This window comes from Propylenella binzhouense, from assembly GCF_009866965.1.
Taxonomy (GTDB): Bacteria; Pseudomonadota; Alphaproteobacteria; order Rhizobiales; family Afifellaceae; genus Propylenella; species Propylenella binzhouense.
On record NZ_SPKJ01000011.1, the window covers coordinates 48,250 to 74,207 of the forward strand.

A 25,958-nucleotide genomic window follows, 5' to 3' on the forward strand; every position below is an offset into this window, starting at 1 on the left:
AATCTCCGATGGAGGGGACCATGATGAGCAAGCGCCTGTTCCTGGGAGCGGGTCTCGCCGGCCTCGGCGCCGCTGCCGCCGGCCTTATCGGCCGCGGCCGGATCGCCGACAGCGCGTCGGCCGAGACCTTCGAGATCGCGAGATCCGACGCGGAATGGAAGCGCCTTCTGACGCCCGAGCAATATTACGTGCTGCGCGAGGAAGGAACGGAGCGCGCCGGCACCAGCCCGCTCAACAACGAAAAGCGTGCCGGCATCTTCCACTGCGCCGGCTGCGACCTTCCGGTCTATTCCTCGAAGACGAAATACGAGAGCGGCACCGGCTGGCCGAGCTTCTGGGAATCGCTGCCGAACGCGATCGGCACGAAGGAGGACAACAGCTTCTTCATGCGCCGGACCGAGGTCCATTGCCGCCGCTGCGGAGGCCATTTCGGCCACATCTTCGACGACGGTCCGCCGCCGACCGGCAAGCGCCACTGCCTGAACGGCGTCGCCCTGCGCTTCGCTCCGGGCGAGGCGGAGCCCGCCTCGACCTGACCTCCGCCCGGAGGGGCAGACGAGAGCCGGCCCGCGCTCCTGGCGCGGGCCGGTCCCGCCGATTTCGCCCCGTCATGGCTGGCATGTGCGCCGCTTCGGTAGCGCCGGACCTGCGATCGCGGTAAGAGACCGCCAGCAGACAAGCGGGGGAAGCGCATGGCCGAAAGGGGCTACGACGTCATCGTGATCGGAGCCGGCCCGGGCGGCTATGTGACGGCCATCCGGTCGGCGCAGCTCGGGTTTCGCACCGCCATCGTCGAGAAGTCGCATCTCGGCGGCATCTGCCTCAATTGGGGCTGCATCCCGACCAAGGCCCTGCTGCGCTCCGCCGAAGTCTACGGCCTGATGAGCCACGCGAAGGAATTCGGCCTTTCCGCCTCCGGGATCGGCTTCGACATCGGCGCGGTCGTGAAGCGGTCGCGCGGCGTCGCCGGCCAGCTCAGCCAGGGCGTCGGCTTCCTCATGCGGAAGAACAAGATCGACGTGATCTGGGGCACCGCCAGGCTCGCCGGCAAGGGCCGGGTGCAGGTCGCCGCGGCGGAGAACGCGCCGAAGGGTGCGCTCGGCGGCGGCGATTACGAGGCGAAGCACGTCATCCTCGCCACCGGAGCGCGGCCGCGCGCGCTGCCCGGGCTCGAGCCCGACGGGAAGCTCGTCTGGACCTATTTCGAGGCGATGGCGCCCGACGCGATGCCGAAATCGCTGCTTGTCATCGGCTCCGGCGCGATCGGGATCGAGTTCGCATCCTTCTACCGCACGCTCGGCGCCGAGGTGACGGTGGTCGAGATCCTGCCGCAGATCCTCCCGGTCGAGGATGCCGAGATCGCGGCGCATGCCCGCAAGCGCTTCGAGAAGCAGGGCATCCGCATCCTGACCGAGGCGAAGGTCGCGAAGCTCGACAAGGGCGCGAACGACGTCACCGCGACGATCGAGCTGAAGGACGGCAAGACCGAGGCGCTGAAGGTCGACCGCGTCATCTCGGCCGTCGGGGTGGTCGGCAATGTCGAGGGGCTCGGCCTCGAGGAACTCGGCGTCAGGACCGAACGCGGGATCATCCTGGCCGATCCGTTCGGCCGGACCAGCGTGGAAGGCGTCTATGCGATCGGCGACGTCGCCGGTCCGCCGATGCTCGCGCACAAGGCCGAGCACGAGGGCGTCGTCTGCGTCGAGGCGATCAAGGGCCTCCATCCGCATGCCATGGACAAGGCGAAGATCCCGGGCTGCACCTATTGCAACCCGCAGATCGCCTCCGTCGGCCTCACCGAGGCCAAGGCCAGGGAGGCGGGCCACGAGGTGAAGGTCGGCCGCTTCCCGTTCGTCGGAAACGGCAAGGCGATCGCCCTCGGGGAGCCGGAGGGCCTGGTGAAGACGGTGTTCGACGCGAAGACGGGCCAGCTTCTCGGCGCCCACATGGTCGGGGCGGAGGTGACGGAACTCGTCCAGGGCTTCGTGATCGCGATGAATCTGGAGACGACGGAGGAGGAGCTGATCCAGGCGGTCTTCCCCCATCCGACGCTCTCCGAGACGATGCACGAGAGCGTGCTCGATGCCTACGGCCGGGTGATCCACGTCTAGGACGCTCTTGGCCGGATTGGGGGCGAGAGCCGCGCCTGTGCGTCTCCGTGAGAGGGAGAGGGGGCCGATGGACAAACCCCATGCGTTGCTGCGGCGCGCGATCGGCTTCGCCATTGCGGCGATGCTGGTCTTTGGCGCCTCTGCGGCCCCCGCCCAGTCGGACATGCCCGGCCCGGAGGAGAACCGGGCGCGGTCCGGCCAGGTCCTCGATTTCGATCCGCAGGGCGGCGACGCCTCCGTCACGGCGGCGAGCGTGGCGATCACCGGTCGGGCGCGCGATGTCCGCGCCGCCGGCGCCCTGGTGAGCGTCCGCGGCGAGGTGGAACGGAGCGTCCGGGTCGCCGGAGCGAAGGTCTCGGTCGCGGGCGCCATCGGTCGGGCGCTCCGCGCTGCCGGCGCGACGATCGACGTCACGGCCCGGATCGGCGGCGATGCCAGCCTCGCGGGCGCGGTCGTGACCGCGAGCGTGGCGACCGGCGGCAATCTCCGGGCGGCCGGCGCCACGGTGACGGTCGCGCCGGGCACGGATGTCGGCGGATCGCTCTGGGTGGGCGGCGTCGTGGTCGAGGTTGCGGGCCATGTCGCGCGCAACGCCTCCCTCATGGCGGGAACCGCCACCATCACCGGCCGGATCGACGGCGACCTCATCCTCTCCACCCGTCGCACCGTGCTCGCTCCGGGCGCCATCGTCTCCGGCGACATCGTGGTTCAAGCGGGTCCCGAGCCGGAGATCCGGCCCGGTGCGCAGGTGGCCGGCACGGTCAGGGTTGCGGAGCCGCACGGCTGGCGACGCCTGCCGCCCTGGGCACGGCGCATAGGCTTCGCTGCCCTGCTCGCCGGGTCGGTCCTCCTCAGCGGGTTAGCCCTCATGCTCTTTGCGAACGGGACGGCGAAGCAGGCGGCGGCGGCCGTGCGGGCCCGCCCGCTCGCGAGTCTCGGTGCCGGCATCGCGACCTTGGTGCTCCTGCCGATCCTTGGCGCGATCCTGATGGCGACCATCGTCGGGCTGCCGGTCGGTTTCGGCGTCCTGCTCCTCCTGCCGTTCCTCCTCGCCGGAGGGCTCGCCGCGGCCGCGATCGCCATCGGCGGCAGCTCCTTCGGCGACGGAATCGGAGCCGGCGGGGCCGTGCTGCGGCTCGTGCTCGGCGCGCTGATCCTCGCCCTGCTGTCGCTCGTTCCGGTCGCCGGCGGCTGGCTCGTCGCGATCGCGCTCGTCTTCGGCACGGGCGCGCTGGTGCTCGCCGCCAAGCGGCGGCTCCGGCCGACCGCCGCGATCGAGGCGCGGGCTTGAGGAGGCATGCCGGCGCGTCGGCCCTGCCATGCGGGCTGCCGCTTGACCTCGCCGGCGCGAAGGTCCACCTGCGCCCGGCCAGACTCTCCTTGACGGTCCTCGCCGCCTTATCCACGTTCTCAACTGCGATCGGGGGGTCGCGCGGGGCTCAGCTTAGGAGCGGGTGAATGGAAGGTGTGGGCTGGATCATGACGATCATCCTCGGCGGACTCGCCGGGTGGGTCGCAGAGAAGATCATGCGGGCCGAACACGGCCTTCTCACGAACATCATCCTAGGCATCCTGGGCGCCGTGGTCCTCAACTGGATCCTGCGGGCCCTGAACGTGATCCCGCCCGGCGGCTGGATCGCCCAGAGCATCATCGCCATCATCGGCGCCTGCATACTCATCTTCGCATGGCGGGCGATCCGGGGCCGCGCATAAGGAGATTGTCCTGGTCACGCTGATCGACACGCTTCGCCCGGTGGCCGGCGAGAGCCGGCCACGCCATCCCGAAAAGGCGCACCGACCGGACACGGAGGTCCTCCGCAAGCCTGCCTGGATCCGCGTTCGGGCTCCGGGCTCTCCGGAATGGCGCGAGACGCGCGACATCGTCCGCGAGAACAAGCTCGTGACCGTGTGCGAGGAGGCCGGCTGCCCGAATATCGGCGAGTGCTGGTCGAAGAAGCATGCCTCCTTCATGATCCTCGGCGATACCTGCACGCGGGCCTGCGCCTTCTGCAACGTGCGCACGGGCCTTCCCGGCGCGGTCGACGAGGCCGAGCCGGAGCATGTCGCCGAAGCGGTGGCGAAGATGGGGCTCGCCCATGTGGTGGTGACCTCGGTCGATCGCGACGACCTGCCGGACGGCGGGGCAGGGCATTTCGCGGCCGTCATCCGGGCGATCCGCGCCCGCGCGCCGGCAACGACGGTCGAGGTGCTCACGCCGGACTTCCTGCGCAAGCCCGGCGCGCTCGAAACCGTCGTGGAGGCGCGGCCGGACGTCTTCAACCACAATCTGGAGACGGTCCCCTCGCTCTACCTGACGGTCCGGCCCGGCGCCCGCTACTTCCATTCGCTCCGCCTGCTCCAGCGGGTGAAGGAACTCGATCCGCAGATGTTCACGAAGTCCGGGATCATGGTCGGCCTGGGTGAGGCGCGGAACGAGGTGCTGCAGCTCATGGACGATCTCAGGACCGCCGATGTCGACTTCCTGACCATCGGGCAGTACCTGCAGCCGACCCGCAAGCACCATCCCGTGCGGGAATTCGTGACGCCGGAGGCCTTCAAGTCCTACGAGACGATCGCCTACGCCAAGGGCTTTTCCCTCGTCTCCGCGAGCCCGCTCACACGCTCGTCGCACCATGCCGGCGAGGATTTCGCCCGGCTGAAGGCCGCGCGCGCGAGCCGCGGCTGATCCCGTGCCCGAGTTCAGGACGACCCGCCGTGTCCCGCATCCGCCCGAGCAGATGTTCGAGCTCGTCGCCGACGTCGAGCGCTATCCGGAATTCGTGCCCTTCTGCGAGCGGCTCGACGTGCGGGCGCGGCGCCGCGACGGCGGGTGCGAGATCCTCGTCGCCGACATGACGGTGGGCTACAAGCTCGTCCGCGAGACCTTCACGAGCAAGGTCACGCTCGACCGGCCCGCCCTCCAGATCAGGGCCGACTATCTGGACGGCCCGTTCCGGTCCATGGAGAACCGGTGGACCTTCGAGCCGCATCCCGAGGGCGGATCGCTGATCAGTTTCTGCATCGAGTACGAGTTCCGCAGCCGCACGCTGGCGCTCCTGATGGGCACGATGTTCGAGCGCGTGTTCCGCACCTTCGCGCATGCCTTCGAGGCACGGGCGGATGCCGTCTATGGCGGCGCGTCCGCGGCGAGCGGCGCCTGATGCGAACCGCCGGTCAGCCGGCCAGCCGCCGCACGAGCGCGAGCGCGGCCTCTGCGGTCGCGAGCCGGACGGGGCGGCGGCCGATATCCCCGAACCGGCATTCCCGGTGGACGGTCGCTCCCCCGCTCCGCGCCGCCGCGATATGGACGAGACCGACGGGCTTCGCCGCCGTCCCGCCGCCCGGGCCCGCCACTCCCGTCACGGCCACGGAAAGATCCGCGCGCGAATGCGCGAGCGCGCCTTCCGCCATGGCGCGGGCAACCGCTTCGCTGACGGCCCCTTCGCGCGCGACGAGAGCGGCCGGAACCCCGAGAAGCTCCGTCTTCGCCTCGTTGGAATAAGTGACGAAGCCGCGCTCGAAGACGTCGGACGAACCGGCGGTCTCCGTCAGGGCGGCTGCGATCAGGCCGCCGGTGCAGGATTCGGCGGTGACGATCCGGAGCGTCCTGCTGCGGAGCTCGCCGAGGAACTCGGCGGCCTGCGAGACGATCTCGTCGTAGGTCATGCGGGAACCTCCGGAGGTTCGCCTGCGGGCACCTGCACCGTCGCGGTCGCGAAGGCGGCGATCCCCTCTCTTCGTCCCGTGAAGCCGAGGCGCTCGCTCGTCGTCGCCTTCACGCTGACGCGGTCGGTGCAGAGCCCCGCGATCTCGGCGACCCTCTGCCGCATCGCGGCGCGATGCGGCGCGATCTTCGGCGCCTCGCACACGATGGTGAGGTCGAGGTTGACGAGCCGCGCCCCGCGGCTGCGCACCCGCTCGACCGCAAAGGCGAGGAACTGCGCGGATGGCGCGTCCTTCCATCGCGGGTCGCTCGGGGGAAAATGGTCGCCGATGTCGCCCTCGGCGACCGCGCCGAGCACGGCATCCGTGAGCGCGTGCAGGCCGACATCCGCGTCGGAATGACCGTGCAGCTTCGCCTCGTGGGAAATGCTGATCCCGCACAGCGTGACGGCGCTTCCGACCGCAAAGGCGTGGACGTCGTAGCCGTGCCCGATCCGGGTCTCCATCAGTCTCTCCAGGAGCAGCTCCGCCATCCGGAAGTCTGCCGGCGTGGTCAGCTTGATGTTGAGCCTGTCGCCGGCGACCACGTGGGTGGGCAGGCCCGCGAGATCGGCGACCGCGGCATCGTCGGTGAGGTTCGAGCGGCCGAAGGCCTGCGCTTCGCGATGGGCCTCGAGGATCGCGCCGAACGGAAATGCCTGCGGTGTCTGGACGGCCCAGATCCCCTCGCGCGCGACGTCCTCCGCAATCGTGTTCGAGTGTACCCGCTTGAGGGTCTCGGAGACGGGAAGCGCCGGAACGACGCCGTGAGACGGCCCTGCGGCGTTGAGGATCCGGGCGACGAGGGCGGCGGAGACCAGCGGCCGCGCGGCATCGTGGATGAAAACGAGCCCGGGCGGGTCGCTCGCCAGCGCCTCGAGGCCCAGGCGAACGGAATCCTGCCTGGTCGGCCCGCCCTCGACCGGCGGCGTCATTCCGGGAAGACCCGACGCGGCCTCCTCGTAGACGAGCCGGTCGTCGGGATGGATGACCACCGCGATCCGCGAGAACCGGCCGGTCGCCGAAAGCGCCTGCAAGGTCCGCCGAAGCACCGTCGTGCCGGCGAGCTGCGCGTATTGCTTGGGGACCGGCTGGCCCGAGCGCAGGCCGCGCCCCGCCGCGACGACCAGGGCCACGACGTCGGATTCGCGATCAGGGGAGGGCATCTGCGACACGGCGCCCCGATACCATATGCAAGGAAGATCGTCGCGGTGGCTTGAACAGCGCGACTGATGATAATATGAGCAGAACGGTAGTTGATGAAGTTTTGTTCAGTGGGCCCATCGAACTTTAAGGAACCGCTTCGGATCGGCACGGTCGAGGTGCCAAACCGAGCCTTCCTCGCGCCGATGTCCGGCGTGACGGACCTCCCGCTCCGGCGGATTGCGGCGCGGTACGGGGCCGGCCTCGTCATTTCGGAGATGGTGGCTTGCGAGGCATCCGGCCGCCTCACGGAGGAAGCACGTTTGCGCGCCGAAGGCGAGGGAATTGCGGTCCACGTGGTGCAGCTCTCCGGCCGCGAGCCCGAGGCGATGGCCGAGGGGGTGCGGGTGGCGGAGGCTTCCGGCGCCCGGATCGTCGACATCAACATGGGCTGCCCGGCCAAGCGGGTGACGACCGGCTACGCCGGGTCGGCGCTGATGCGCGACATGGACCGCGCTCTCCGGATCATCGACGCCGTGGTCGGCGCCGCCTCCGTGCCGGTGACCCTGAAGATGCGGCTCGGATGGGACGAGGCGAGCATCAACGCGCCGGAACTCGCGGCCCGCGCCGAGGCCGCCGGCATCGCGCTGGTGACGGTGCACGGCCGGACCCGCTGCCAGTTCTACGAGGGCAGGGCGGACTGGCGGGCGATAAGGGCCGTCAAGGAGGCAGTCTCGATCCCGGTGATCGCGAACGGCGATGCCGCGAGCCTCGTCGACGCCAAGGCGATGATCGCGGCGTCCGGGGCGGACGGCGTGATGATCGGCCGCGGCGCCTGCGGCCGGCCCTGGATCGTCGGGCAGATCGGCGCGGCGCTCGCCGGCCGGCCGCCGCGCCCCGCTCCGACCGGGCCGGAACGCGCGGATCTCGTGGTCGGACATTATCGGGCGATCCTGTCGCATTACGGCGCGCGCGTCGGCGTCCGGGCGGCACGCAAGCATATCGGCTGGTACTTCGACCGCCTGCCGCAGCCGGTCGCGCCGGACATGCGCCGCGCCGCGCTCACCTCGGAGTGCGGGGACGAGGTTGCCCGGATCCTCGCCGACGCGCTCGGCACGAGCTACCTGGAGGCAGCCTGATGGCCCAGTCCAAGCCCTCCTCGCAATCGCTGGCGGGAACGGGCCGCTCCGTTTGGGAGGAGACGGCGCCGGCGGTTCTCGATGCGCTGCCTCATCCGGTGCTGCTCGTCGATCCGGCCGGCCGGATCGTGGGCGCGAACCAGGCCGCCGAGGACTTCTTCCAGGCCAGTGCGGCGGTGCTCTCCCGGCACGATCTCGAGCGCTATGCGCCGTTCGGCAGTCCGCTCCTCAACCTTCTCGACCAGGTGCGCGAGCGCGGCGCGGCGGTCTCCGAGTACCGCGTCGACATCAGCTCGCCGCGCATCGGCTCGGACCGCGTGGTGGACATCTACGCTTCGCCCGTCGCGGAGCATCCGGGCCACGTCGCCATGATGTTCCTGCCGCGCTCGGTCACCGAGAAGATCGACCGCCAGCTCACCCATCGCGGCGCCGCGCGCACGGTCACCGGCCTCGCCGCGATGCTCGCCCACGAGATCAAGAACCCGCTCTCCGGCATAAGAGGCGCCGCCGAGCTCCTCGAGGCGGATGCCGACCCCGGCGACCGCGCGCTCACCCGCATCATCCAGGACGAGACGGACCGGATCGTCGGGCTCGTCGACCGGATGGAGGTGTTCGCCGACGAACGCCCGGTGCAGCGCGAACCGGTCAACATCCACGTCGTCCTCGAACGGGTGAAGACGATCGCGCGGAGCGGGTTCGCCCGCGGCATCAAGATCCTCGAGGAATACGACCCGTCGCTGCCGCCGGTCTTCGCCAACCGCGACCAGCTGGTTCAGGTCTTCCTGAATCTCCTGAAGAACGCGGCCGAGGCGATCGGGCCGGCGCGCGACGGCGAGATCATCCTGCGCACGGCGTTCCGGCCCGGCATCCGGCTCGCGGTGCCGGGAAGCCGGAGCAAGGTCAGCCTTCCGCTCGAGTTCTCCGTCATCGACAACGGCCCGGGCGTGCCCGACGACATGCTGCCCTACCTCTTCGACCCGTTCGTCACCTCGAAGGCGAACGGGACGGGGCTCGGTCTCGCGCTCGTGGCAAAGATCGTGGGCGACCACGGCGGGGTGATCGAGTGCGAATCGCAGCCGCGGCGTACCGTCTTCAGGCTCCTGATGCCTGCATTCACCGAGGAAGGCCCGGCCCGCAGCGAGGATCAGCCATGACCACCGGAACCGTGCTGGTTGCCGATGACGACGCCGCCATCCGGACCGTCCTGAACCAGGCGCTGTCGCGGGCCGGCTATTCGGTCCGCCTGACCTCGAACGCCGCCACCCTCTGGCGCTGGGTCGCCGAAGGCGAGGGCGACGTCGTGGTGACGGACGTGGTGATGCCGGACGAGAACGTCTTCGATCTCCTGCCGCGCATCAAGCGCACGCGCCCCGACCTGCCCGTCGTCGTCATGAGCGCCCAGAACACCTTCATGACGGCGATCCGGGCCTCGGAAAAGGGCGCCTACGACTACCTGCCGAAGCCCTTCAACCTGAAGGAGCTCGTCGCGGTGGTTGGCCGCGCGATGGCCGAGCCGCGCGGGCCGCGCCGGCCGGCCGCGGAGGAGGACCGGCCGGAGGAGCTGCCGCTCGTCGGGCGCTCGCCGGCGATGCAGGACATCTACCGGATCCTCGCCCGGCTGATGCAGACCGACCTCACGGTGATGATCAGCGGCGAATCGGGGACCGGCAAGGAGCTGGTCGCGCGCGCGCTCCACGATTACGGCAAGCGACGCAAGGGCCCGTTCGTGGCGGTCAACATGGCGGCGATCCCGCGCGATCTCATCGAATCGGAGCTCTTCGGCCACGAGCGCGGCGCCTTCACGGGCGCGCAGACGCGCTCTGCCGGCCGCTTCGAGCAGGCGGAAGGCGGCACGCTCTTCCTCGACGAGATCGGCGACATGCCGATGGACGCCCAGACGCGGCTCCTGCGCGTGCTGCAGCAGGGCGAATACACGACCGTCGGCGGCCGCACCCCGATCCGCACCGATGTCCGCATCGTCGCCGCCACCAACAAGGATCTCCGCAACCTCATCCGGCAGGGGCTCTTCCGGGAGGACCTGTTCTTCCGGCTGAACGTCGTGCCGATCCGGCTTCCGCCGCTGCGCGAGCGCGCCGACGACATCCCCGATCTGGTCCGCCATTTCCTGGCGCTCGCGGAGAAGCAGGGCCTGCCGGCCAAGACCGTGGAGGCCGGCGCGCTCGAGGCAATGCAGCGCTACCGCTGGCCGGGCAATATCCGCGAGCTCGAGAACCTCATCCGCCGGCTCACCGCGCTCTATCCGCAGGAGCGGATCACCGCGGCGGTCGTCGAGGCCGAGCTCAATCCCGGCGTCGAGCTGGAGAGCCACGTCGCGGACGAGGACGCGAACGACCTCAACGGCGCGGTCGAGCGCTTCCTCAACCGCTATTTCGCCGAGTTCGGCGCCAACCTGCCGCCGCCGGGCCTCTATCACCGCATCCTGCGGGAGGTGGAACTGCCGCTCATCAGCGCGGCGCTCGGCGCAACGCGGGGCAACCAGATCAAGGCCTCGGAGCTGCTCGGGCTCAACCGCAACACGCTGCGCAAGAAGATGCGGGATCTCGACATCCAGGTCTCCCGCCGGAGCATCTAGCGCCGGATATCGCCCGGCGCCCCATTCGTGACATATTGGTCACGGCTGTTGCGTTCCTGCATCGTCGAATGCACGATCGATTCGAGAACCGAAGGCGAATCACGCCATGGCGGCCACTGCGGACCACGTTCCGCAATCCGATCAACCGAACCCGCCGGGAATGACGGACAGGATGCGGCTCGGCCGCGCCCTCGGCCTGCTGATCGTCATTCTGGCGCTGGCGGCGGCCTTCGTCTCGTTCCTGGTGCTCACGGGGGAGACCAAGATCCAGCCCACGCCGGCGGTCGTGCGCACGGCCGGCATCGTGAACGGCCTGCTGGTCCTGCTCCTGATCGGGGTGGTCGCCTACGAGGCGTTCGGCATCTGGCTCGCGCGCCGGCGCGGCCGGGCGGCGGCGCGGCTCCATGTCCGGATCATCACGCTCTTCTCGTTCGTCGCGGCGCTGCCGGCGATCTTCATGGCCGTCATCGCCTCGATCACGCTCGACAAGGGCCTCGACCGCTGGTTCTCCGAACGCACCCAGGCGATCGTGGCCACCTCCCGGACCGTGGCGCAGGCCTATGTCCAGGAGCACAGCCGCACGCTGGCGCTCGATCTCCTGGCGATCGCCGGCGAGTTCAACCGCGTCAGGCCGGACATCGGTGCGAACCGGGATGCGATCGCCGCCTACCTCACCAACCAGGCCGACCTGCGGGGGCTCTCGGCGGCGGAACTGATCCACCGCGACGGCAGCCCCATCATCGAGGGGCAGACGCGCACCAATCTGGAGGTGCCGCCGCCGCCGGAGAACATCTTCGCGGAGGCGGATGCGGGCCGCCCGTCGCTGATCGCGCCCGGCACCACCAATCTCGTCGGCGGCGTCATCAAGCTTGCGGCTCTCGAGGACGTCTATCTCTATCTGGCGCGGCCGATCGATCCGCGGGTGACGCGCTATCTGCGGCTGACGGAGGAGAACGCGGCCGAATACGAGGAGCTGCGGGCCAACCGCTTCGGCGTGCAGGTGGCATTCGCGATCCTCTTCATCGGCGTCGCGCTCGTCGTGCTTCTCTCGGCCATCTGGATCGGGCTCGGCTTCGCCGACCGCCTGGTCACGCCGATCCGGCGGCTCATCTCCGCCGTGAGCGAGATCTCGAGCGGCAATCTCGATGTCCGGGTGCCGTCCGCAAGCGGTGTGGGGGACATCAACCTCCTCGGCCACACGTTCAACACGATGACGAGCCAGCTCAGGTCGCAGCGCGACGAGCTCCTCGCGACCAACGACCAGCTCGACGAGCGCCGCCGCTTCACCGAGGCTGTCCTTTCCGGCGTCTCGGCGGGCGTGATCGGGCTCGACAAGGACGGCCGCGTAACGCTCGCCAACCGTTCCGCCACCGAGGCGCTGAGGATGCCGGAAGGGGACCTGCTCGGCCACGCCCTCGCCGAAACGGTCCCGGAGCTCGCGCCGATGCTGGAGGAGGCGCGCCAGCGCCTGCGCGGGCCGACCGAGGGCCAGGTCCAGATCGTCCGCGAGGGTGACAGCCGGACCCTCAACGTGAAGGTCACGCAGGAGCGTCTCAAGGGTCGCCTCGACGGCTTCGTGATCACCCTCGACGACATTACCGATCTCGTCGCGGCGCAGCGGCGGTCCGCCTGGGCCGACGTCGCGCGCCGCATCGCGCACGAGATCAAGAACCCGCTCACCCCGATCCAGCTCTCGGCCGAGCGGCTGAAGAGGCGCTTCGGCGCACGGGTCGCGGAGGACGACCGCAAGGTGTTCGACCAGTGCACGGACACGATCGTCCGCCAGGTCGGCGACATCCGGCGGATGGTCGACGAATTCTCGGCCTTCGCGCGGATGCCGAAGCCGCAGATGGACGAGCGCGACCTCCGGGAGGTCGTGCGGGAGGCCGTCTTCCTGCAGGAGGTGGGCAATCCGAACATCCGGTTCGAGCTGGCGCTGCCGGACGAGGCCGTGATGGCGAATGTCGACCACCGGCTCGTGACCCAGGCGCTCACCAACGTGGTGAAGAACGCGACCGAATCGATCGAGGGACGCGGCGGCGCGAATGCCTCGGGTCTCATCCTCGTCCGGGTCAGCGAGGACCAGGGCGCCGCCGTGATCGACGTCGAGGACAACGGCAAGGGCCTGCCGCAGGAGGCGCGCGAAGCCCTGCTCGAACCCTATATGACGACCCGGGAGAAGGGCACCGGGCTCGGTCTCGCCATCGTGCGGAAGATCATGGAGGAGCATGGCGGGTCCGTCGCGCTCCTCGATCCGCCATGGATCGGCGAGGGCAGGACCGGGGCCCTGGTCCGTCTCACCTTTCCCGTCGGCCACGAGGCTGTCGCCGCCGCGTCGACGCCGACACCCACCAGGCAAGCTGCGGAGGGCGCTTAGATGGCGACCGACATTCTCGTTGTGGACGACGAAGCAGATATCCGGGAGCTCGTTGCGGGCATCCTCGAGGACGAGGGCCACGGGACGCGGAAGGCGGCCGACAGCGATTCCGCGCTCGCCGCGATCACGGCCCGGCGGCCGAGTCTCGTCTTCCTGGACATCTGGCTCCAGGGGAGCCGGCTCGACGGACTGACCCTGCTCGATGCGATCCACACCGAGCATCCCGATCTGCCCGTCGTCATCATCTCCGGGCACGGCAACATCGAGACCGCCGTTTCCGCGATCAAGCGCGGCGCCTACGACTATATCGAGAAACCGTTCAAGGCCGACCGCCTGGTGCTCGTCGCCGAGCGCGCGCTCGAAGCGTCGAAGCTCCGGCGCGAGGTCGCCGACCTGAAGCAGCGGGCAGGGGCCTCCGAGCAGCTCGTCGGGACTTCGAGCGCCATCACCCATCTCCGCCAGCTCATCGAGCGGATCGCCCCGACCAACAGCCGGGTGATGATCTTCGGCCCGTCAGGATCGGGCAAGGAGCTCGCCGCGCGTTCGATCCACGCCGCCTCGCGGCGGGCTTCCGGGCCGTTCGTGGTCCTGAACGCCGCAGCCATGACGTCGGACCGCATGGAGATCGAGCTCTTCGGCACCGAGACGCATAACGGCTCGGGCCGGAAGGTTGGCGCCCTCGAGGAGGCCCATGGCGGCACGCTCTATCTCGACGAGGTCGCCGACATGCCGCGCGAGACGCAGAACAGGATCCTGCGCGTCCTCGTCGACCAGACCTTCGAGCGGGTCGGCGGCTCGACCAAGGTGAAGGTGGACGTCCGCATCCTCTCCTCGACAGCCCGCGATCTCGAGCAGGAGATCCAGGAGGGGCGCTTCCGGGAGGACCTCTTCCATCGGCTGAGCGTCGTCCCAGTGCGCGTCCCCGCCCTCGCCGAACGTCGCGAGGACATCCCCAAGCTCGTTGAGCACTTCATGATGCAGATCTCGGCCCAGACCGGGCTGCCGCCGCGCACGATCGGCGAGGACGCCATGGCGGTGCTCCAGGCGCATGACTGGCCGGGCAACCTGCGCCAGCTGCGCAACAATGTGGAGCGCCTGCTGATCCTCACCCGTGCGGCACCCGACGCCGTGATCACCGCCGACATGCTGCCGCAGGAGATCGGGGAAATCCTCCCCTCGAGCCCCGCGCAGGGGGCCGCCCACATCATGTCGCTGCCGCTTCGGGAGGCGCGCGAGATGTTCGAGCGAGAATATCTCACTGCACAGATCAACCGATTCAGCGGCAACATCTCGCGGACGGCCGAGTTCGTCGGTATGGAGAGGTCCGCGCTGCACCGCAAGCTGAAGAGCCTCGGCGTCTGATCCGGTGCACGCGGGAAACAGCGGGGCTCGTCCATGCGCGTGGTGATCTGTGGGGCCGGGCAGGTCGGGTTCGGCATCGCCGCCAGGCTCGCCGCCGAGAACAACAACGTGACGGTGATCGACCAGTCGCAGCGGCTCGTCACCGCGATCCGCGAAACGCTCGACGTGCGCGGCTTCGTGGGCCACGGCGCGCATCCCGACGTGCTCGCGCAGGCCGGCGCCGACGAAGCCGACATGATCATCGCCGTCACACTCTACGACGAGGTGAACATGGTGGCCTGCCAGGTCGCCCATTCGCTGTTCGCCGTCCCGACCAAGATCGCGCGCGTCCGCTCGCAGAGCTACCTGCAGAAGCACTGGAGCAACCTCTTCTCGCGCGATCATTTGCCGATCGACGTCATCATCTCGCCGGAGGTCGAGGTCGGCGAGATGGTGCTCCGCCGGCTTGCGCAGCCGGGCGCCGTCGAGACGATCTCGTTCGCGGACGACCGCGTCACGATGCTCGGCATCGTCTGCGGCGAGGACTGTCCGGTCATCGACACGCCGCTCGTGCAGCTCACCGAGCTCTTTCCGGACCTCAACTCCACGGTGGTCGGCATCGTCCGGAACGGCAAGCTCTTCGTCCCGCATTCGCGCGACCAGATGTTCGTGGGCGATCTCGTCTACGTCGTCACCGAGACGGGGAGGGTGAAGCGCACGCTCACAGTCTTCGGGAAGGAGGAGCAGTTCGGCTCCCGCGTCGTGATCAGCGGCGGCGGCAATATCGGATTCTATGTCGCGCAGAACCTCGAAAAGCGAAATGCGCGCGCGAAGATCAAGGTGATCGAATCGAACCACGATCGGGCGGTGGAGATCGCCGAGGCGCTCGACCGCACCGTCGTTCTCAACGGCTCGGCGCTCGACGCGGCGATCCTCAAGGAGGCCGACATCGACCAGGCCGACACGATGATCGCGCTCACCAACGACGACAAGGTCAACATCCTCAGCGCCGCTCTCGCCAAGCAGCTCGGTTGCCGGCGAAGCGTTTCGCTCGTCAACGACCCGGCGCTCTCGCCGCTTTCCCGCAGCGTCGGGATCGACGCCTACGTCAATCCGCGCGCGGTCACCATCTCGCGGATCCTCCAGCATGTCCGCCGGGGCCGCATCCGCAACGTCCACACGATCCAGGAAGGGGCGGCGGAGCTGATCGAGGCCGAGGCGCTCGAGACGTCGCCGCTCGTCGGGCGGCAGCTCCGCAATCTCGACCTGCCGGACGGCATGCGGATCGGCGCCATCATCCACAAGAACGAGGTCATCAGTCCCAACGGCGACAGCCAGATCGCGCCCGGCGACCGCTTCATCATGTTCGCGACCGCCGACCAGGTGCCCCGCGTGGAGCAGATGGCCCGCGTCAGCCTGGAATATTTCTGATCGCACCCGGCCGTGTCGGCCGTATCGAGGACCTTCGATGTCGCGCGTGTCCTATGTGAACGGAGCCTATGTTCCCCACGGCGAAGCCGTCGTCCATGTCGAGGACCGCGGATACCAGTTCGCGGACGGAGTCTACGAGGTGTGCGAGGTCTGGCACGGCAAGCTCGTCGACCGCAGCCGGCATCTCGACCGGCTCGAGCGCTCGCTCCGCGAGCTCGCCATGAAGATGCCGATGAGCCGGGCCGCGCTCGGCATCGTGCTGCGGGAGGTCGTCCGCCGGAACCGGGTTCGCGACGGGCTCGTCTACGTCCAGGTCACGCGCGGCGTGGCGCGCCGCGACCATGTCTTCCCCGTTCCGGAGACGGAGCCCTCCCTCGTTGTGACCGCCCGGAGCACGTCGCGCGCGAAGAACGACGCGCTCGCCGCGAACGGGATCGCCGTCATCACGGTGCCGGAGAACCGGTGGGCGCGGGTCGACATCAAGACGGTCGGCCTGCTGCCGAATGTTCTCGCGCGCCAGCAGGCAAAGGAGGCGGGTGCGCGCGAAGCCTGGTTCGTCGACCGCGACGGCTATGTGACGGAAGGTGCGGCGACCACCGCCTGGATCGTCACGCAGGACGGACGGCTCGTCACGCGTCCCGACGGGACGGGAATCCTGCCCGGAATCACCCGGCGCACGGCGGCCGATCTGGGGCGGCGGCAGCTGTTGGAGATCGAGGAACGCAAGTTCACGGTGGCAGAAGCAAAGGCCGCGCGCGAGGCGTTTATCACCGCGGCGACCACTGTCGTCATGCCGGTCGTGACGATCGACGGCGTGCCGGTCGGGGGCGGGCGGCCGGGTCCGGTGGCGTCCGGGCTCCGCAAGGCCTTTCACGAAATGGCCGAACTGTCCTGACCGGATCGGACTGCCCAACTTGTGGGCAGCGCCAAGGGGTGACAGTCGGTCGAGAACGGGGCAATGTAGAAAGGCAACAAATGGACCGGGCCGCAATCAATGGCTGAAAAGAGTCACAACCTTCAGGACACGTTCCTCAACCACGTCCGGAAGGCAAAGGTTCCGCTTACGATCTTCCTCGTCAACGGCGTCAAGCTGCAGGGGATCGTGACGTGGTTCGACAACTTCTGTCTGCTCCTGCGCAGGGACGGACATTCGCAGCTGGTTTACAAGCACGCGATTTCGACGGTGATGCCGTCGCATCCGGTTCAACTCTTCGAACCGGAGCACGAAGACGCCGAGGATTGATTGGAGCCTCACGACCGTAGCGTCGACAGACTGAAGGGCAGGCGGGGCGGAGCAGCGGAAACGCGGCGGCCGCCGGCGCGCGCCCTCGTCGTGCTGCCGGTCGTCCGCGGAGCCGGGGACGGCGAGGGGCCCGAAACGCGCACCGCCGAGGGCCGGCTCGCCGAAGCCGCGGGCCTCGCGGAGGCGGTGAACGTCGCCGTGCTCGGGCGCATCCTCGTGCCGCTCCGCAAGACCGTGCCCGCGACCCTGATGGGCTCGGGGAAGGTCGAGGAGATCGCCGCGCTCGTGCGCATCCACGATGCCGAGCTGGTGGTGGTGGACCATCCGGTCACCCCGGTCCAGCAGCGCAATCTCGAGAAGGCCTGGTCGGCCAAGGTGCTCGACCGGACGGGCCTGATCCTGGAGATCTTCGGCGACCGCGCCCACACCAAGGAGGGGCGCCTCCAGGTCGAGCTCGCGCATCTCAATTACCAGAAGAGCCGGCTGGTGCGCTCGTGGACCCACCTGGAGCGCCAGCGCGGCGGCTTCGGCTTCCTGGGCGGTCCGGGCGAGACGCAGATCGAGGCCGACCGCCGGGTGATCCAGACCCGCATCAGGGCGATCGAAAAGGAACTCGCCTCGGTCCGCAACATGCGCCAGGTGCACCGCGCCAAGCGCAAGAGCGTGCCGCAGCCCGTGCTCGCGCTCGTCGGCTACACCAATGCCGGCAAGTCGACGCTCTTCAACCGGCTGACCGGCGCCGACGTGCTGGCGAAGCACATGCTCTTCGCCACGCTCGACCCGACGCTGCGGCGCGTGAAGCTGCCGCATGGCGAGGAGGTCATCGTCTCCGACACGGTCGGCTTCATCTCCGAGCTTCCGACGACGCTCGTCGCGGCGTTCCGCGCGACGCTCGAGGAAGTGATCGAGGCGGACGTCATCCTGCATGTGCGCGACATAGCCGCGCCGGAGACGGAGGCGCAGGCCGCGGACGTGGTGGCGGTGCTGCGGGAGCTCGGTGTCGACCCCGAGGCGCCGGGACGCATCATCGAGGTCTGGAACAAGATCGACCAGCTCAACCCCGAGGCTAGCGAGGCGCTGAAGCGGAAGGCCGACGGCGCCGAGCCGAAGGCCGTGCCGGTCTCGGCGACGACCGGGGAGGGCGTCGACGACCTGCTCGCGACGATCGAAGCGGTGCTTCTCGGCAGCCGGCTGACCGTCACGCTCGATCTCACGCCCGAGCAGGCCGGACAGGCGCCCTGGCTCTACGAGAACGCCGAGGTGCTCGACCGATCGACCGACGCGGGATCCGGCGCCACGCGCCTCGTGGTGCGCATCCCGGAGAAGCGGATGAAGTCGTTCCAGGACTGGCTCCGGCGGACCGGCGCAGCCGCATCGGTCCGGAGCGGCTGAACCGCCCGTACCCGGCTTAGCCGGCCGGGTCCTTCTCGGACGCCTTGGCGCGCACCCAGAGCGCCTCCATCTCGTCGAGGTCCGATTGCGCGGGGGTACGGCCTTCGGCGGCGAGCACGGCCTCGATCGCGCGGAAGCGCCGGCGGAACTTGGCGTTCGTCCCGCGCAGCGCCGTCTCGGGGTCGATTCCGGCATGCCGGGCGAGGTTGCCGACGGCGAAGAGAAGGTCGCCGATCTCGTCCTCCAGCCGCGCCGGATCGCCGGCGTCGATCTCCGCCTCGAGCTCGCCGATCTCCTCGCGGATCTTGGCGATCACGGCGCCGATGTCGTTCCAGTCGAACCCGACCGTGCCGGCGCGCTTCTGGAGCTTCACGGCCTCGATCAAAGCGGGCAGCGCCCGCGGCACATCGTCGAGCAGCCCTTCCGGCTCGGCCGGCCGCGGGGCGCGGCGCTCGCGCTTCTCGAGCGCCTTGATCTCGTCCCAGCGGACCTTCACCGCCGCGGCCGTTGCCGCATCGCCGGTGCCGAAGACGTGCGGGTGCCGGCGGACCATCTTCGCCGCGATCGCGTCCACCACGTCGCCGAAGGCGAACGCGCCGCCTTCCTCGGCCATGCGCGCGTGGAACACGACCTGCAGCAGGAGGTCGCCGAGTTCATCCCTGAGGTCGTCGAGGTCGCCGCGCTCGACCGCTTCGGCCACCTCGTAGGCTTCCTCGATCGTATAGGGGACGATCGTCGCGAAGGTCTGCTCGAGGTCCCACGGGCAGCCGGTGCCCGGCGTCCGCAACGCGGCCATGATCGCGAGGAGCCGGTCGATATCGTGGCGCGTGTTCATCGGGCCTCCCGGGCGGCGGGCGGTCGAGCCCTGGCCGTGTGACATCCATCTGGCGAGAGGGGCAGGTCCGGGGGGAGCCGAACACACGCCGCTCCGATTCGCATAAGATATGTTATGGAACCAGAATCCATCACCGCGGAACGGTCTGCGCCGGGGCTCGTCCCGTGTATCGCCGCCGTCTCCTTGTCCATAGGCCGCCGCCGGGTCGGTCAGTCGAGCGGCAGCTCGAAGCTCATGCCGTCATATGACGGCCGGACATGCGCCGGAAGCCGTCCGCAGAGCACGTTGTAGTCGAGGTCGATGTGCATATGGGTCAGATAGGCCTGCTTCGGCTTCAGACGTTCGATCCAGGCCAGCGCCTCGTCGACCGAGAAATGGCTGGGATGCGAGGTGTAGCGCAACGCGTCGACGACCCAGACGTCGAGATCCCGCAGCCTGTACTGCGCTTCGTCGTCGAGATCGTTCACGTCCGGCGAATATGCGAAGCCCCCGACGCGGAATGCGAGCGAACGTGTCCGGCCGTGCACCTGGACGACGGGCATCGCCCTGATCGGCCCGCCGCGGCCCTCGACCACGATTTCGCGGTCAGGATCGATCAGGTGCGCCGTCAGGATCGGCGGATAGTCGCTGCCGGGCGGAGTCTCGAAGCAATAGCGGAAGCCTTCCTTCAGCCGCTCGAGCGTGGGCGCGTCGGCATGGATGTCGACCTTCCTGCGCATGTTGATGAAGAAGCCGCGTAGGTCGTCGATGCCGTGGATGTGGTCGGCATGCGCATGCGTGTAGAGGACGGCGTCGATCCACCCGATCTCCGCGTCGATCGCCTGGTCCCTGAGATCGGGGCTGGTGTCGACGAGCACGCGGGTCGTTCCCTCCGGGCCGATGCGCTCCAGCAGGACGGAGCAGCGCCGCCGCCGGTTCCTGGGCTCGTCCGGGTCGCAGTCGCCCCAATGATTGCCGATGCGCGGAACGCCCGGCGACGAGCCGCAGCCGAGGACGGTGACCTTGAGGACCGACGGCATCGTCCCGACCTACGCGGCCGGCACGCGGGAGAACAGGCGGAAGAAGTTCCGGCTGGTCTCTTCCGCGATCGTCTCGAACGGAATGCCGCGCGTCCGCGCGAGCACCTCGGCCGTCTTCACGACATAGGAGGGCTCGTTCCGCTTGCCGCGGTAAGGCGGCGGCGCGAGATATGGCGCGTCCGTCTCGACGAGCAGCCTGTCGGACGGAAGGTCGCGCGCGATCGCGCGCAGCTCCTCCGAGCGGTTAAAGGTGAGGATGCCCGAAAAGGACACGTAATGGCCGAGGCGGATCCCGGTCTCGGCGAGCTTCCGGCCGGACGAGAAGCAATGGAGGACCGCAGGGAACGCGCCGATTTCCGATTCCTCCTCCAGGATGCGGCACATGTCGTCATCGGCGTCGCGCGAGTGGATCACGAGCGGCAGCCCGGACCGGCGGGCGGCATCGATGTGGACGCGCAGCCCCCGCGCCTGCGCGGCGCGCGGGGCGTTGTCATAGAAATAGTCCAGGCCCGCCTCGCCGATCGCGACCACCTTGGGATCCTCCGCGTGGCGCAGGAGGTCGTCGGCCGTCACGTCGAGTTCCTCGTCGGCATTGTGAGGATGCGTCCCGATCGATCTGTATACATTGGGAAATCGGTCTGCGACGCTCTTCACCCGTTCGGCCTCGCGCACCCGGGTGGAGATCGTCACCATCCGGACGATCCCCGCCGCCTCCGCGCGCGCCACGACGGCGTCTATCTCCTGGGCGAAATCCGGAAAGTCGAGGTGGCAATGGCTGTCGACGAGCATGGTTTCAGGCGCCCTCGCCCGCATCCTTCTCGACGTAGCGCGGAAAGATCGGCTGCGGCTCCGGAAGCGCCGTGCCGGGCGCGATCCTGCCGGCGGGTCCGAGGCTCGCGAATCCGCGCGCGTCCGGCCCGACCGCGAGCAGATCGAGAAGCTTCCCCGCGGCGGCCGGCAGGACCGGCTGGGCGAGGATCGCCACGGTCCTCAGGATTTCGGCCGTCACGTAGAGGACCGTCGCCATCCGGTCCGGGTCGCTCTTGCGGAGCGCCCAGGGCTCCTGGCCCGCGAAATAGCGGTTGGCGTCGCCGACGACCTGCCAGATCGCCGCGAGCGCGGCATGCAGGGCCTGCTCGGAAACGGCGGCCCGGCACTTCTCCAGAAGCGCGTCGGCGGATGCGAGGAGATCCTCGTCCGCTGCGGTGAAAGGTCCGGGCGTGGGAACGGCCGCGCCGCAGTTCCGCCCGATCATCGTCAGGGAACGCTGCGCCAGGTTGCCGAGGTCATTGGCGAGATCGGCGTTGATCCGGCCCACGATCGCGTCGTGATTGTAGGATCCGTCCTGGCCGAACGACACCTCGCGCAGGAAGAAGTAGCGCACCTGGTCGAGGCCGTAGCGCGCGATCATCTCGAACGGGTCGATGACGTTGCCGACCGACTTCGACATCTTCTCCCCGCGGTTGAAGAGGAAGCCGTGGGCGAAGACGCGCTTCGGAAGCGGCAGGCCGGCCGACATCAGGAAGGCCGGCCAATAGACGGCGTGGAAGCGCACGATGTCCTTGCCGATGACGTGGAGATCCGCCGGCCAGTAGCGCCAGCGCGGCGCTTCGGGATCCGGAAATCCGGCCGCCGTCACGTAGTTCGTGAGCGCGTCGACCCAGACATACATGACATGGCGCGGATCGTTCGGGACCGGAACGCCCCAGTCGAAGGTCGTCCGCGAGATGGAGAGGTCGTTGAGGCCGGCCTTCACGAAGCTCGCGACCTCGTTGCGCCGCTCGCGCGGGCCGACGAAATCCGGGTTCGCCTCATAATGCGCGAGAAGCCGCTCCTGATAGGCGGAGAGCCGGAAGAAGTAGCTCTCCTCCTCCACCCATTCGACCGGCGAGCCGAGCGGCTCGCGGCGGACGCCGTCGTCGCCGACGATGGTTTCGCCCTCGTCGAAGAATGCTTCCTGCCGCACGGAATACCAGCCGGCATACTTGCCGAGATAGATGTCGCCGTTCGCCTCCATCCGGCGCCAGATTTCCTGGCAGGCGCGGTAGTGCCGCTCCTCGGTGGTGCGGATGAAGTCGTCGTTGGTGCAGCCGAGGGCCGCGACCAGTTCGCGGAACCGTTCGGAATTGCGGTCGGCCAGCTGCCGGGGCGTGAGCCCTTCCTTGACGGCCGTCTGCTGCATCTTCAGGCCGTGCTCGTCGGTGCCGGTGAGAAAGAAGACGTCCTTCCCGTCGAGCCGCTGGAAACGCGCGAGCGCATCGCTCGCGAGCGCCGTGTAGGCATGCCCTATGTGCGGCGCGCCGTTCGGATAGAAGATCGGCGTCGTGAGGTAATAGGTCGGCTTCGCGGGCATGGCCTTCAGACTGGCAGGACGCGGGGCTTCAGCGCTGTCCGGCGGCGGCAGCCGTCTCCAGGAGATCGACGACGAACTGCTTCGAGTCGAGATTGTAGGTCTCGACCTCCTGGCCGGCGAGCGTGGCCTTTTCCCACAGCTCCGCCCAGGTGACAAGCGGCAAGGCGGCCGGGCGCGCGCCCGGATCCGGCTCCGGACGGCCGCGGACGCGGCGGTGCAGATAGCCGAGCAGGAGATCGAGGACCTGGCCGTATCCGCCGCCGCGCTGGTCGAGCGCGGTGTCCCCGAGTCTGGTCATCGCCGATCGGTCGCCTCCTTCGATGGCGCGAAGGAGAAGCCGGTAGAGCTCGACGCCCCTCGCCTCGCGGAGCTCGATGAGCCGCCTGGCGCTGCCGCCGGCGAGCGCGAGCGCGATCCGGGCCTCCGGGTCGCGCGCCGGGTCGAGATCGCCGAACCCCGCGACGAGCGCCGCTTCCCGATCGTCGAGCGGCCCGAGCGTGAGAAGGCGGCATCGCGACCGGATCGTCGGCAGGAGACGGCCGGCGGATTCGCAGAGGATCAGGAAGACGGTCTCCTTCGGGGGCTCCTCGAGCGACTTCAGGAGGGCGTTCGCGGCGTTCCGGTTGAGGTCGTCGGCGGTGTCCACGATCACGAAGCGCCAACGGCCTTCGCCGGCCGTCGTGCCGAGGAACGGAATGAGCCTGCGCACCGCGCCGACCGATATTTCGGTCCTGTGCCGTTTCGCCCGCTCGTCCCAGTCGCGCTGAAGGTGAAGCACGTTCGGGTGCGCGCCGACCGCCATCAGGTGCGCGGGCCGGCCGGCCGGATCGGCAGCGAGGTCGACGGCGCGCGCAACCGCCTCCGATCCGGGATCGGGATGGGAAAGCACGAACCGCGCGAACCGGAACGCGAGCGTCGCCTTGCCGATGCCGCGCATGCCGGCGAGGAGCCAGGCATGGTGCATGCGGCCCGACCGATAGGCGGACAGGAGCTCGCGCTCGGCCTCCGCATGGCCGACGAGGCGGAACGTCTCGCGCGGGAGCGGCACGCCGTCGAGCGCATCGTGGGGCGGCTGCTCCACGGCCGGCTTCGCAGCGCGCGCCATCAGCCTCCCCGGCCTTCGATCTCGGCTCCGAAGCGCGCCAGGACGGCGGCCTCGACGGCACCCGATACCGCCGCGACCGGCAGCGTCGCGTCGATCAGCACGCAGCGGTCAGGCTCGCTCCGCGCGATAGCGAGGAAAGCCGCGCGCCGGGCTTCATGGACGGCGAGCACGTCCTGCTCGAAGCGGTCGGCGCCTTCGTTCCGCCGGGCCGCACGGGCGAGCCCCTCGGCGGCCGGCAAATCGAAGACGAGCGTCAGGTCCGGCCTGTCGGCGCCGATCGCGATCCGCTCGAGCGCCAGCAGCGTCTCGTCCGCGACGCCGGCGGCACCCTGATAGGCGCGCGTGGAATCGATGAACCGGTCGCAGACCACCCAGCGGCCTTCGGAAAGCGCCGGCCTGATGATCCGCGCCATGTGGTCCGATCGCGCGATGGCGAAGACGGTCGCTTCGGCTTCGGCGCCGAACGGCGCCACGAGACCGTCCAGCAGCATCGCGCGGAGCGCCTCGGCATGGGGCGTGCCGCCCGGCTCGCGCGTCAGCACGGGGTCGCGGCCCATCGCCCGCAGCCAGGCGGCGAGGGCGCGCGCATGGGTCGATTTCCCTGCCCCCTCCCCGCCCTCCAGCGTGATGAAGCGCCCGCGCGCGGTCACAGCCACCCGAGCAGCAATTCGCCGAGCGCATCGAAGGCGCGCTGGTGGAGGCTGCCGCGGCCGACATCGCCGGCCGTATGAAGCGGCGTCTCCTGGATCAGCTGGTCGCCGTTCCAGATCTTCAGCGTTCCGACTTCCTGGTTCGCCGCGACCGGGGCCATGAGCGGGCCGGTATAGACGGCCTGGGCCTTGAGGTCGGATTCCCCGGACCGCGCCACGAGCACGCGGACGGCACCCTCCGCCTTGAGCGGGACGCGGCCCTGCACCCCGCCATAGACGGACGCCTCGGCGACGACCTCGTCGGGCTCGAAGAGCGTGACCTGCCGGAACGAGCGGAAGCCCCATTCCATCAGCTTCCGGGCTTCCTGCTCGCGCTCGCGGGGCGACGAGAGCCCGTTCATCGACAGGATGAGGCGCTGCGTGTTGGCGACGGCCGATGCCGTAAGCCCGTAGCCCGCCTCGGCGATATAGCCGGTCTTCAGGCCGTCGGCGCCGATGCCTTCGTTGAGCAGCGGATTGCGGTTCCGCTGCGTGATCTTGTTCCAGGTGAATTCCGGCTCGGCGAACATTTTGTAGAGGTCCGGATATTCGCGGATGATATGGCGGGCGAGCATCGCGAGGTCGCGCACCGTCACCCGCTGCTCCGGATCGGGCAGGCCCGTGGCATTGCGGAATGTCGAATTCTCGAGGCCGATCTCCTTGGCGCGCTTGTTGAGGAGGTCGGAGAAGGCGAATTCGGAGCCGGCGATCCCCTCCGCGATCACGATGGCGGCGTCGTTGCCCGACTGGACGATCATGCCGCGGAGCAGGTCCTCCAGGCGGATGCGGGAATTGAGCTGGGCGAACATCGTGGAGCCGCCCGACGCCGCGCCGCCGGTGCGCCAGGCATGCTCGGAAACGGTGAATTCGTCATCCAGGGAGAGGCGGCCATGCTTCAGCGCGTTGAAGACGTATTCGGCGACCATCATCTTCGCCATCGAGGCGGGGGGCGTCGGCTCGTCGGCGGCCTTCTCGAAGAGCACCGTCCCGCTGTCATAGTCCATCAGGATCGCGTGCTTCGCCTTCGTGTCGAAGGCGGGCTGGGCCACGGCCGGGACGGCGGCGAGCCCGACGGCAAGGCCGACGGCGATCCGCATCAAAGCAAGGATGTGCATGTCCGCTTTGTTCCTCGAGCGCCCCCGCAACGATAAAGGGCACGCCGCCGCGGGATCAAGCCTGCGCGGCGGCGGGAGGCGCGGGGCTCAGCGGACGAGCGAGTCGATCGCCCCGAGCGCAGGGAACGCCCATTCGCCCGAGGCGGCGGCATAGGACGTCGTGAAGGCGGGCGCCGAAGCCTCCGGCCTGGCGACCGGAAGCCCGGGCGCGGCGTCGGGCATCGTGAAGGATGCCGGCTGCGGCGCGAGCGGCCGGTCGGTCATCAGGACCGCGCGGTAGATGTCGAGCGGAGCGTCGGTCGCCGCGAGCAGCGCGACCGCGGTCGGCGCGTCGGGCGCGCGCGCGGCGACGGCCGGCTCCGGCCTCGCC

At 69.3% G+C, this 25,958-nt stretch carries 24 protein-coding genes and 1 pseudogene; 15 read left to right on the plus strand and 10 right to left on the minus strand.

Going from position 1 to position 25,958, the window contains the following annotated elements; genetic code table 11:
- The first annotated feature begins 20 nt into the window (after positions 1-20).
- The 6 genes from msrB to E4O86_RS05750 all read left to right on the plus strand — a co-directional run bounded on the left by msrB (position 21) and on the right by E4O86_RS05750 (position 5,272).
- Positions 21-536 (plus strand): peptide-methionine (R)-S-oxide reductase MsrB, encoded by a 516-nt coding sequence (msrB, locus tag E4O86_RS05725; RefSeq protein ID WP_425500113.1) that lies wholly within the window; start codon positions 21-23, stop codon positions 534-536.
- 156 nt (positions 537-692) lie between these two features.
- Entirely contained in the window at positions 693-2,111 is a 1,419-nt protein-coding gene (gene lpdA / locus E4O86_RS05730; RefSeq protein ID WP_161139563.1) for a dihydrolipoyl dehydrogenase, read from the plus strand.
- Between the two features lie 67 nt (positions 2,112-2,178).
- Positions 2,179-3,402 carry a DUF8173 domain-containing protein gene (locus tag E4O86_RS05735; RefSeq protein ID WP_161139564.1) on the plus strand — a complete coding sequence of 408 codons (1,224 nt, stop codon included), beginning with the start codon at positions 2,179-2,181 and terminating at the stop codon, positions 3,400-3,402.
- A 167-nt stretch (positions 3,403-3,569) separates the two neighbouring features.
- Positions 3,570-3,824 carry a GlsB/YeaQ/YmgE family stress response membrane protein gene (locus E4O86_RS05740; protein ID WP_161139565.1) on the plus strand — a complete coding sequence of 85 codons (255 nt, stop codon included), beginning with the start codon at positions 3,570-3,572 and terminating at the stop codon, positions 3,822-3,824.
- A gap of 10 nt (positions 3,825-3,834) precedes the next feature.
- Positions 3,835-4,797: a lipoyl synthase gene (gene lipA / locus E4O86_RS05745; protein WP_161139586.1), complete on the plus strand. Its 963-nt coding sequence runs from the start codon at positions 3,835-3,837 to the stop codon at positions 4,795-4,797.
- Positions 4,798-4,801: 4 nt separating this feature from the next.
- The gene (locus E4O86_RS05750; RefSeq protein WP_161139566.1) at positions 4,802-5,272 is read left to right on the plus strand and encodes an SRPBCC family protein; all 471 of its coding nucleotides are present in this window, start codon (positions 4,802-4,804) and stop codon (positions 5,270-5,272) included.
- A 13-nt stretch (positions 5,273-5,285) separates the two neighbouring features.
- On the opposite strand, the gene E4O86_RS05755 is transcribed toward E4O86_RS05750, so the two are convergent.
- Complete coding sequence (locus tag E4O86_RS05755) at positions 5,286-5,777, minus strand: CinA family protein (RefSeq protein ID WP_161139567.1); 492 nt, start codon at positions 5,775-5,777, stop codon at positions 5,286-5,288.
- Entirely contained in the window at positions 5,774-6,979 is a 1,206-nt protein-coding gene (locus tag E4O86_RS05760) for a bifunctional 2-C-methyl-D-erythritol 4-phosphate cytidylyltransferase/2-C-methyl-D-erythritol 2,4-cyclodiphosphate synthase (RefSeq protein WP_161139568.1), read from the minus strand. Before E4O86_RS05760 ends, E4O86_RS05755 begins: the two co-directional genes overlap by 4 nt.
- Before the next feature lie 93 nt (positions 6,980-7,072).
- On the opposite strand from E4O86_RS05760, the gene dusB reads away from it, so the two are divergent.
- The 9 genes from dusB (at position 7,073) to hflX (ending at position 18,472) form a co-directional block, all read left to right on the plus strand.
- Positions 7,073-8,095 (plus strand): tRNA dihydrouridine synthase DusB, encoded by a 1,023-nt coding sequence (gene dusB / locus E4O86_RS05765; protein WP_161139569.1) that lies wholly within the window; start codon positions 7,073-7,075, stop codon positions 8,093-8,095.
- Entirely contained in the window at positions 8,095-9,249 is a 1,155-nt protein-coding gene (locus E4O86_RS05770) for a two-component system sensor histidine kinase NtrB (RefSeq protein WP_161139570.1), read from the plus strand. Before dusB ends, E4O86_RS05770 begins: the two co-directional genes overlap by 1 nt.
- Positions 9,246-10,688: a nitrogen regulation protein NR(I) gene (gene ntrC / locus E4O86_RS05775; protein WP_161139571.1), complete on the plus strand. Its 1,443-nt coding sequence runs from the start codon at positions 9,246-9,248 to the stop codon at positions 10,686-10,688. The genes E4O86_RS05770 and ntrC overlap by 4 nt, the downstream gene beginning before the upstream one ends.
- Before the next feature lie 160 nt (positions 10,689-10,848).
- Positions 10,849-13,065 carry a sensor histidine kinase NtrY-like gene (locus E4O86_RS05780; protein ID WP_205520728.1) on the plus strand — a complete coding sequence of 739 codons (2,217 nt, stop codon included), beginning with the start codon at positions 10,849-10,851 and terminating at the stop codon, positions 13,063-13,065.
- Positions 13,066-14,427, plus strand: a complete 1,362-nt coding sequence (ntrX, locus tag E4O86_RS05785) for a nitrogen assimilation response regulator NtrX (protein WP_161139572.1) — start codon at positions 13,066-13,068, stop codon at positions 14,425-14,427.
- A 33-nt stretch (positions 14,428-14,460) separates the two neighbouring features.
- Positions 14,461-15,837 (plus strand): Trk system potassium transporter TrkA, encoded by a 1,377-nt coding sequence (gene trkA, locus E4O86_RS05790; protein ID WP_161139573.1) that lies wholly within the window; start codon positions 14,461-14,463, stop codon positions 15,835-15,837.
- Positions 15,838-15,874: 37 nt separating this feature from the next.
- Positions 15,875-16,732 (plus strand): D-amino-acid transaminase, encoded by an 858-nt coding sequence (locus E4O86_RS05795; protein WP_161139574.1) that lies wholly within the window; start codon positions 15,875-15,877, stop codon positions 16,730-16,732.
- 99 nt (positions 16,733-16,831) lie between these two features.
- Entirely contained in the window at positions 16,832-17,080 is a 249-nt protein-coding gene (gene hfq, locus E4O86_RS05800; protein ID WP_161139575.1) for an RNA chaperone Hfq, read from the plus strand.
- 30 nt (positions 17,081-17,110) lie between these two features.
- Complete coding sequence (hflX, locus tag E4O86_RS05805; protein ID WP_161139588.1) at positions 17,111-18,472, plus strand: GTPase HflX; 1,362 nt, start codon at positions 17,111-17,113, stop codon at positions 18,470-18,472.
- Positions 18,473-18,488: 16 nt separating this feature from the next.
- Here hflX and mazG read toward each other — a convergent pair whose 3' ends face one another.
- The 8 genes and pseudogenes from mazG to E4O86_RS05845 all read right to left on the minus strand — a co-directional run.
- Complete coding sequence (mazG, locus tag E4O86_RS05810) at positions 18,489-19,307, minus strand: nucleoside triphosphate pyrophosphohydrolase (RefSeq protein WP_161139576.1); 819 nt, start codon at positions 19,305-19,307, stop codon at positions 18,489-18,491.
- A 209-nt stretch (positions 19,308-19,516) separates the two neighbouring features.
- Entirely contained in the window at positions 19,517-20,326 is an 810-nt protein-coding gene (locus E4O86_RS05815) for an MBL fold metallo-hydrolase (RefSeq protein ID WP_161139577.1), read from the minus strand.
- 9 nt (positions 20,327-20,335) lie between these two features.
- Positions 20,336-21,115 (minus strand): TatD family hydrolase, encoded by a 780-nt coding sequence (locus E4O86_RS05820; RefSeq protein ID WP_161139578.1) that lies wholly within the window; start codon positions 21,113-21,115, stop codon positions 20,336-20,338.
- Positions 21,116-21,119: 4 nt separating this feature from the next.
- The gene (gene metG, locus E4O86_RS05825; protein ID WP_161139579.1) at positions 21,120-22,679 is read right to left on the minus strand and encodes a methionine--tRNA ligase; all 1,560 of its coding nucleotides are present in this window, start codon (positions 22,677-22,679) and stop codon (positions 21,120-21,122) included.
- Between the two features lie 28 nt (positions 22,680-22,707).
- Entirely contained in the window at positions 22,708-23,784 is a 1,077-nt protein-coding gene (locus E4O86_RS05830; RefSeq protein WP_161139580.1) for a DNA polymerase III subunit delta', read from the minus strand.
- Positions 23,784-24,440, minus strand: a complete 657-nt coding sequence (gene tmk, locus E4O86_RS05835; RefSeq protein WP_161139581.1) for a dTMP kinase — start codon at positions 24,438-24,440, stop codon at positions 23,784-23,786. Before tmk ends, E4O86_RS05830 begins: the two co-directional genes overlap by 1 nt.
- Complete coding sequence (locus E4O86_RS05840; RefSeq protein ID WP_161139582.1) at positions 24,431-25,588, minus strand: D-alanyl-D-alanine carboxypeptidase family protein; 1,158 nt, start codon at positions 25,586-25,588, stop codon at positions 24,431-24,433. The genes tmk and E4O86_RS05840 overlap by 10 nt, the downstream gene beginning before the upstream one ends.
- A gap of 87 nt (positions 25,589-25,675) precedes the next feature.
- Positions 25,676-25,958, minus strand: a pseudogene (locus E4O86_RS05845) (hypothetical protein); the annotation flags it as partial.